Genomic DNA, 7,975 nt, shown 5'->3' with positions numbered 1-7,975 from the left:
TTGACCTGAAAAGGCACCAGATTGCGGTGTGTGAAGACGAAACGAACCGAAAGTTCGAAGCGCACAAACACCGAAAGCTGTCACATACCCAATTTGCTGAAGCGAGGCCGTCTGGTCACGAGTCAGTACCCGAATTTCTTGACGACCATAGAGCGTTGGAACCACCTGATCCCATCCCGAACTCAGCAGTGAAACGATGCATCGCCGATGGTAGTGTGGGGTTTCCCCATGTGAGAGTAGGTCATCGTCAAGATTAAATTCCGAAACCCCAATTGCGAAAGCAGTTGGGGTTTTGTTTTAGTAGAAGTTCCTGTTTTTGCTGGCTTGTTACCGTGTTGACGGGCCAGATAAAGAATTTCTTGACGACCATAGAACATTGGAACCACCTGATCCCATCCCGAACTCAGCAGTGAAACGATGTATCGCCGATGGTAGTGTGGGGTTTCCCCATGTGAGAGTAGGTCATCGTCAAGATTGAATTCCGAAACCCCTGTCTGCTAACGCAGACAGGGGTTTTGTCATTTAAGCGTGTACGAAAGATCAGGCCGTTCTGCGACTCTTGCTGCTGCGTCTTGCCTGCCACTTGCGCCACCAGATATAAACTCCCGTCCCTGATAACCCCGCAATCAACACACCCAGTACCGCGATCATTACCTGCCCTGTCACCCCGATGATCCGTCCCCCATGTATCGGCAACTGGAGTCGATAGAACTGCTCTCCGAGCGTGCCCTGTCCCGCGATCTCCTGTCCCAATAATCGGCCATCGGTACCGTGAAAGAACAACCAGGATTTTCCATGGGCGTCCGTATCGTGCTGTCCAAATCCTGCGCCGTAGAAGTTGTACTCAAAGCTGTAATACAACTCGCCGATTGCCGCCGTCAGTCCTAATCGTTTCCCTTCCTGCAATGCCCTTTGGTACGCCTGTTGATAACTCAACTGTGTCGTCCCCAGTTGATCAGCGGGCATTCGTCCTCTGGCTTCATAAACGCTCGGCTCGATGGGCGAAAACAAAGAAACCGCAGGCTTGAATACCTGGCTCGGCAAGTTCATCGCCACGCTACTAACGGCGATCGGTAACAGCAGTAGCCACAACCACAATCCGCCAGCGCGATGCAGATCGAAGTTCAAGCGGTAGGCATGCCCGCCTTTGACCTTCCACGCAGTAGCCCACTTCTTCCAGAATGGCTTGCCACGCGGCAAGGTCAGCCACAATGCGACAAAACAGTCGATCACCCACGCGATGGCCACCAAGCCCATCAACAGCAGTCCCCAGTTACCGGGCAATGTCAGGTTGTAGTGAAACTCCAGAATGAACGGGATGAAGTTCTCCCGCTGAAAACAGCATTCACCCCAGTAGCGCGCGCCTTTTTGCTCCGCGCTGACCGGGTCCAGATAGAACACCTGATTGCGCTCATCAAACGGCTGGCCCGTCGCCGGATCCTTACGGGGAACGGCCGCCAGCAGCGCCGTATGCCCCGTCTCATGGGGATACTCCATGTACCAGACTTGCAGTTTCGGATGCGCTGTCTGCACTGCATCTACCAACGCGCCCGGCGACAAGCGCTCACCCACTGACGTCGCCTCGTAAAACTGCGGATTCAGCCACTCATCCAGTTCGTGATTGAACGCCAGCACACTGCCGGTCAGCCCGGCCAACAATAAAAACACCGCAGTGGCCAAGCCAATGTACCGATGCAACAAAACCAGAAACGCACGCATACAAAACACCCCGAAGAAACGACAAAGCCAGCCCCTGATAGCAGGGGCTGGCTTTTTTATGCACAGGACATAGCTTTAGAACTGATAGCTGACGGTCGCCGCTACGTTGCGTTCTTCGCCCATGTAGCAGAAGTTCAGACTGGCGCAGGACGCGACATAGGATTCATTGGTCAGGTTGTTCGCGTTGAGCCGAACATCAACACCCTTCAAACCAATCTTGCCCAGGTCATAACCAATCGAGGCATCGAACAGCGTGTAAGACGGCACCTTCATCGTGTTCTCCGCATCGGCCCAGCTGTAGCCGACGTAGCGCACCCCACCACCCAAGCGCAGCCCATCAAGTGCGGCGCTGTCGAACTTGTAGTCAGCCCACAGCGAGGCCATGTGGCGCGGCGCTTGAGTTGGCGAGTTGCCCTTGTTCTCGATGACATCGGTCGGCGTGCTCAAGGTGCTGATCATCGATTTGGAATACTCGATATCAGTGAAGGTGTAACTGCCGAGTACTTTGAAGTTATCGGTCAGTTGCATATGCGCTTCCAGTTCCAGACCTTGCGAGCGTACGGCGCCGACCGCGCGATAGAAGTTCTCCTGCGGTAGTTTGGTCGCGAGGTTTTCCTGATCGATGCGAAACAGCGAGGCGGTAAACAGGTTGTCAGTGCCCGGCGGCTGATACTTCAAGCCGACTTCCCACTGCGTGCCATCGGTGGGGGCCAGTGGATTGCCGGCGCTGTCGGCATAGGAGTTCGGGTTGAACGACTCGGAGTAGCTGATGTATGGCGCCAGACCGTTATCAAACAGATATAAAGCGCCGGCACGCCCAGTGAGTTTCGTGCGCCGATCATTGATCTCTGTACCCACCGGCCGCTCCGCTTCGGCGATACGGTTTTCATCGGATGTCTCGACCCAGTCCTGACGCAGGCCCAGCGAGAAGCGCCATTTGTCCATCTCGATCAGGTCTTGCAGATACACACCGGTCTGTTCGAGGCGCCGCAGATAGCTGGTGTCGCCGTACATCTCGATCGCCGAGTTACCGTACACCGGATTGAACGCATTGATTGGCGCGAGGCCACCGCTGGTCCAGTCGACCACGGTTTTGCGCCGTTGATAATCCGCGCCCATCAGGACTGTGTGCTTGGTCGCGCCGGTGAAGAATTCGGCCTGCAGCATGTTGTCGACGATGAACGCATGCAGGCGCTCATCACCGCCGGTGTAATAGCGGTTCAGTTCATTGCTGGTCGGGGTGGTCCAGCCATAGGCGTAGACCTGATCCATGTTCACTTTGGAATCGAGATAGCGGAAGTTCTGCCGGGCGGTGAAGACATCGTTGAAGCGATGTTCGAACTGATAGCCGAACGACTGCTGGTCACGAGAGTAACCATCGATCCCCGGTTCGCCCTCGAAGAAGCGCGGCGAGATGCGCTCGCCATTGCGCTGATGGATCGTGCCGTCCGCCGGAACGCCGCCGTGGTAACCACCGTCCGGATCGTGTTGCAGATAGGCCTGCAGGGTCAGCGAGGTGTCTTCGCTGAAATCGATGCTCAGCGTCGGCGCGAGGGCGAAGCGTTTTTCCTTGTTGTGATCGAACTGCGTGTCGGACTGATCGCTCAATCCGGTCAGACGATAGGCAATGCGCTTGTCGTCATCGACCGGACCGCTGAAGTCAAACCCAACCCCACGCTGGCCTTGCGTCCCCACTGTGGCCTGCACCTGATGATAAGCCTCGTACAACGGCTTTTTGCTGGTCAGCGCGACCAGACCGCCGGGCGAGCTACGGCCGTACAGCACGGACGACGGGCCTTTGAGAATGTCCACACGCTCAAGGAAATACGGATCGACCTGCATGGTGCTGTAGGTGCCGCTGTCGCCCATCGACTTGAGGCCGTCGAGGTAGATGTTGTCCACCGAGCCGTCGTTGAAACCGCGCATCGCCACGTAGTCGTAACGATGGGTGGCGCCATACGGGTTGGTCAGCACGCCCGGGGCGTAACGCATCGCTTGCGAGACGGTTTGCGAGCCTTGGTCATCCATTTGCTCACGCGTCACCACCGATACGCTTTGCGAGGTCTCCAGCAGGGCGGTACTGGTCTTGGTGGCGATCTGGCTGTGCGTGGCGTTGTAGCCGGCCATGCTGCCCAGCGCGTTGCCGAGGGCGAAGCCTTTGATGTCGGTGGTCGGCAAGGCCAGCGCTTCGCTTTCAGCCAGCGGGCGCAGGATGTAAATGCTGCCGTCCTGGCTGACGGCTTCCAGCCCTGAGCCACCGAGCAAATGGCTCAAGGCCTGGTCGGTCGAATATTCACCCTGCACGCCGGGAGATTGCTGACCTTGGGTCTGTTGCGGCGTCATCGCCAAGGTGATGCCGGCCTGCCGGGCAAACTGATTCAACGCCTCGCCCAATGGCCCGGCAGCAATGTTGTAGCGGTGGCTGATCTCGGTGCCGGTGTTGGCGGCCAGACTCAGGCTCGGTAATACGCTGACGCCCAGCGCGGTGGTCAGCAGTGCCGCCCGAACCGCATGGCGCAGTAGTGTCGATTCTGCAGTGAAATTCAGAGGATTCTTACAAGTGGCGCGGACAGTCATTGTGGATTTCCGTAGGCAGTCGCGGGGGCTGAGTTGAAGTGCTTACTGACTAAGCCGGACTGCCTGCGAAAACCCGCCAAAAATAATCACACCGCACGTTCCAGGGTCACCCACCAGCGGGTGCGATAACGCAATTGCACCGGCAGCGTCTGCGGCAGGACCGCCAGCAGCCTGTCGGTGTCCTCCAGACGGAACACCCCAGAAAGGCGCAGGTCTGCGATATCCGCCGAACAATGGAGATAACCCGGGCGATAACGGCCGGCTTCAGCGAGGAAGTCGCCCAGCCGCATATTGCGCGTGACAATCAAACCGTCGAGCCAGGCGCCCGCATCCATATCCAGCGTCGGCTCTGCGCGCAAACCGCTTTGATCGACCAGAAAACTCTGCCCGGCGAGTGCTTCGAGGGAATGACCGCCAGCGCGAACCAACACCCGGCCACGGGTAACGCTGAGCCGCGTGCACTGTTCTTCCTGACGCAAAATGAAACGCGCATCGACCGGCGCATAACTGCCGTGGCGATTCTGTATGCGCAGCGGTCGATCGGCCGCCGCGCCTTCGTCAGCGCCGCCGCAGGTAACGATGATCTCGCCACGGGTCAGTTTGATCAGGCGCTGCTGCGCGGTGTAATCCAGGTCTACGGCGCTGGCGGTGTTGAGTTCGATCCGCGTACCGTCGGGCAACTGGAAACCGCGCCGTTCGCCGGTCGCCGTCGCGTAGTCGGCACTCCATTGCTGCCAGGCGGCGCTGTCCTTGGCCAGCCACGCGGCGGAGCCCATCAACAGCGCGCCCGACAACAACTTCAAGGCCTGGCGTCGGCCTAGCCCCTGCGCACTGTTTTCCAAGGTGTTGAAAGCGATCTGCGCACCCGGCACGGCGCGCAGACTGGAGCTCAATTCGGCTTGCAGCGACTGCACCCGCTGCCAGGCGATTTCATGTTCGTGATGCTCGGCGCGCCACTGCTCGCATTGGCGAGTCAGCCGCGAATTGCCGTGGTTGTTGCGCAGTCGCAGTAGCCAGTGAATCGCTTGCTTGACCACGTGTTGGCGCGGTTCGACGCGGCGAGCGAGTGAGAGGTTATCCACAGGCATCAGTTTTCATACCGCAACACATAGCAGTGATACAGCGCATCGGCGACGTAGCGTTCCACAGAACGTACCGATACGCCCAACTGCTCGGCGATCTGTTTGTGAGTCAAACCTTCGCACTGCGCCAGGAGAAACGCCTGACGCACTTTCGGCTTCAATCCCTCAAGCATGCGCGCAATGCTTTCCAGCAGTTCCAGCACCAACGCGCGCGATTCGGCGTCAGGTACTTCGCCTTCAGGCAAGTGAGCAATGGTCTCCAGATAGGCCCGCTCGATTTCCTCGCGGCGCCAATGATCGATCACCAGACCGCGCGCGATGGTTCGCAGGAAAGCTCGGGGCGCTCTGAGTTCGAGGCGTTCGGTACGTTGCAGCAGGCGCAGGAAAGTGTCCTGAGCCAGATCGGCGGCATCCGCTGCATTGCCCAACCGTGCGCGCAGCCAGGCATTGAGCCAGCCGTGATGACTACCGTAAAGCGCCTGTACGACCAACTCAGGTGAAGACATGACCACGCCAGCCCGAACGTCACAAATGATAATTAATCGCATTGTCATCAAGGGTTACAGATTTTGCAACTGTCGCGTCCATGTCGATGCGAAAAATTCCCTCGCAGCCTCTGGCACGCCGTTCGGCGGGAATCCTGTCCAAAACCTGCCCATTTCTCACGCGCCCCTAAGATTTCTCCGCCGCTGGCCGACAGACTGGTGAGAAATGCGTGCACCAAAGTAGAGCAGCCAGAAGAACGCTGCCTACGCCGTACATGGAATGTTGCATCCGGAAACGCATCCCCACTTTTGGCATAAGAAGTCCCATGAAATGAATCTCAAGTTCAGCCATAAAATCCTCCTGGCCGCTTCGGGCGTCGTGGTCCTGGCGTTCGCGTTGTTCACGCTCTACAACGATTATCTGCAACGAAACACCATTCGCCAGAACCTGCAGTCCTCCGTGCAACAGGCCGGTGACCTGACCGCCAGCAGCGTGCAGAACTGGATGAGCGGGCGCATTCTGGTGCTGGAAAACCTCGCGCAGAACGTTGCCCATCAAGGCAGGAATGCCGACCTCCCCGGCCTTGTCGATCAACCGGCCTTCACGTCGAACTTTCAGTTCACTTACGTCGGCCAGGCCAACGGTGTCTTCACCCAGCGCCCCGATGCGAAGATGCCGGACGGTTACGATCCGCGTCAGCGCCCTTGGTACAAGCAGGCAGTGGCCGCCGATAAAACCATGCTGACCCCGCCGTACATGGCGGCCGTCGGTGGCCTGGTGGTGACCATCGCCATGCCGGTGAAAAAGGACGGTGAATTGCTCGGTGTGGTCGGTGGTGACCTGAGCCTCGAAACGCTGGTGAAGATCATCAACTCGGTGGATTTCGGTGGCCTCGGCCATGCGTTTCTGGTCAGTGCTGACGGTCAGGTGATCGTCAGCCCGGACAAAGATCAGGTAATGAAAAACCTCAAGGACATCTATCCGAACACCAGCGTGCGCATCGAGAAGGGCAACCAGAACGTCGTGCTCAACGGCCAGGAACGCATTCTCTCGTTCACCCCGGTCAGCGATCTGCCGAATGCGCAGTGGTACATAGGTCTGTCGATCGATCGCGACAAGGCCTACGCCGCCCTCAGCCAATTCCGCACCTCGGCGTTGATCGCCATGTTTGTCGCAGTCGCGGCGATTGCGTTGCTGTTGAGCCTGTTGATCAACGTGTTGATGCGTCCACTGACCACCATGGGCCGCGCGATGAAGGACATTGCCCAGGGCGAGGGCGATCTGACCCGGCGTCTGGTGGTCGAGAGCAAAGACGAGTTCGGTGAACTGGGCAGCGCGTTCAACCAGTTCGTTGAACGGATTCACGCATCGATTTCCGAAGTGTCGTCGGCGACCCGTCACGTACATGACCTGTCGCAACGGGTGATGGCTTCGTCCAACGCTTCGATCGTCGGTTCCGACGAGCAAAGTGCGCGCACCAACAGCGTCGCGGCGGCGATCAATCAGCTGGGCGCCGCCACTCAAGAGATCGCGCGCAACGCGGCGGATGCTTCGCAACACGCCAGTGGCGCTTCCGAGCAGGCCGATGATGGTCGTCAGGTGGTCGAGCAGACCATTCAGGCGATGACCGAGCTGTCGCAGAAGATCAGCCTGTCGTGCACGCAGATCGAAACCTTGAATGCCAGCACCGACAACATCGGCCACATCCTCGATGTGATTAAAGGCATCTCGCAGCAGACCAACCTGCTGGCGCTCAACGCTGCTATCGAAGCCGCGCGTGCCGGTGAAGCCGGGCGCGGTTTTGCCGTGGTCGCCGATGAGGTGCGCAACCTTGCGCATCGCACCCAGGAATCGGCGGAAGAGATCCACAAGATGATTACCTCGCTGCAGGTCGGCTCGCGCGAAGCGGTGAGCACCATGAACGCCAGCCAGGCGTCCAGCGAGCAAAGCGTGGAAGTGGCGAATCAGGCCGGTCTGCGCCTGGTCAGCGTGACCCAGCGCATTGGCGAAATCGACGGCATGAACCAATCGGTTGCAGCGGCGACTGAAGAGCAGACGGCGGTGGTGGAAACGCTGAACGTCGACGTCAACCAGATCAACCTGTTGAACCA

5 protein-coding genes, 2 rRNA genes and 1 pseudogene are annotated in these 7,975 nt (G+C 58.5%); 4 read left to right on the top strand and 4 right to left on the bottom strand.

The features are described from left to right. Positions 1 to 137 precede the first annotated feature (137 nt). Positions 138 to 253: ribosomal RNA gene (gene rrf, locus OQK_RS10195) — 5S ribosomal RNA — on the top strand. Between the two features lie 105 nt (positions 254 to 358). After that, positions 359 to 474 (top strand): 5S ribosomal RNA (rrf, locus tag OQK_RS10190). 66 nt (positions 475 to 540) lie between these two features. Here the strand turns inward: rrf (OQK_RS10190) and OQK_RS10185 are convergent. From OQK_RS10185 to OQK_RS10170, 4 genes are all read right to left on the bottom strand, one after another. Next, the gene (locus OQK_RS10185; protein ID WP_016772291.1) at positions 541 to 1,719 is read right to left on the bottom strand and encodes a PepSY-associated TM helix domain-containing protein; all 1,179 of its coding nucleotides are present in this window, start codon (positions 1,717 to 1,719) and stop codon (positions 541 to 543) included. A 75-nt stretch (positions 1,720 to 1,794) separates the two neighbouring features. Next, positions 1,795 to 4,296, bottom strand: a complete 2,502-nt coding sequence (locus tag OQK_RS10180) for a TonB-dependent siderophore receptor (protein ID WP_016772290.1) — start codon at positions 4,294 to 4,296, stop codon at positions 1,795 to 1,797. Between the two features lie 86 nt (positions 4,297 to 4,382). Beyond that, positions 4,383 to 5,384, bottom strand: a complete 1,002-nt coding sequence (locus OQK_RS10175; RefSeq protein ID WP_016772289.1) for a FecR domain-containing protein — start codon at positions 5,382 to 5,384, stop codon at positions 4,383 to 4,385. Beyond that, positions 5,384 to 5,884, bottom strand: coding sequence for a sigma-70 family RNA polymerase sigma factor (locus OQK_RS10170; RefSeq protein WP_038860824.1), 501 nt, complete (start codon positions 5,882 to 5,884; stop codon positions 5,384 to 5,386). The genes OQK_RS10175 and OQK_RS10170 overlap by 1 nt, the downstream gene beginning before the upstream one ends. 259 nt (positions 5,885 to 6,143) lie before the next feature. On the opposite strand from OQK_RS10170, the pseudogene OQK_RS32000 reads away from it, so the two are divergent. Then, a pseudogene (locus OQK_RS32000) lies at positions 6,144 to 7,172 on the top strand (cache domain-containing protein); the annotation flags it as partial. A 117-nt stretch (positions 7,173 to 7,289) separates the two neighbouring features. Further along, on the top strand, positions 7,290 to 7,975 hold a 686-nt coding region (locus OQK_RS31995; protein ID WP_443216334.1), incomplete at its 3' end, for a methyl-accepting chemotaxis protein.

Origin of the sequence: Pseudomonas sp. R62, from assembly GCF_000257605.1 — a bacterium.
GTDB classification, from domain to species: Bacteria; Pseudomonadota; Gammaproteobacteria; order Pseudomonadales; family Pseudomonadaceae; genus Aquipseudomonas; species Aquipseudomonas atacamensis.
This window is presented reverse-complemented; position numbering and strand designations above follow the sequence as displayed.

Excerpts from the sequence above, each read along its gene's own strand:
- OQK_RS10185 (WP_016772291.1), bottom strand. The coding sequence starts at position 1,719 with ATGCGTGCGTTTCTGGTTTTGTTGCATCGGTACATTGGCTTGGCCACT.
- OQK_RS10180 (WP_016772290.1), bottom strand. The coding sequence starts at position 4,296 with ATGACTGTCCGCGCCACTTGTAAGAATCCTCTGAATTTCACTGCAGAA.
- OQK_RS10175 (WP_016772289.1), bottom strand. The coding sequence starts at position 5,384 with ATGCCTGTGGATAACCTCTCACTCGCTCGCCGCGTCGAACCGCGCCAA.
- OQK_RS10170 (WP_038860824.1), bottom strand. The coding sequence starts at position 5,884 with ATGTCTTCACCTGAGTTGGTCGTACAGGCGCTTTACGGTAGTCATCAC.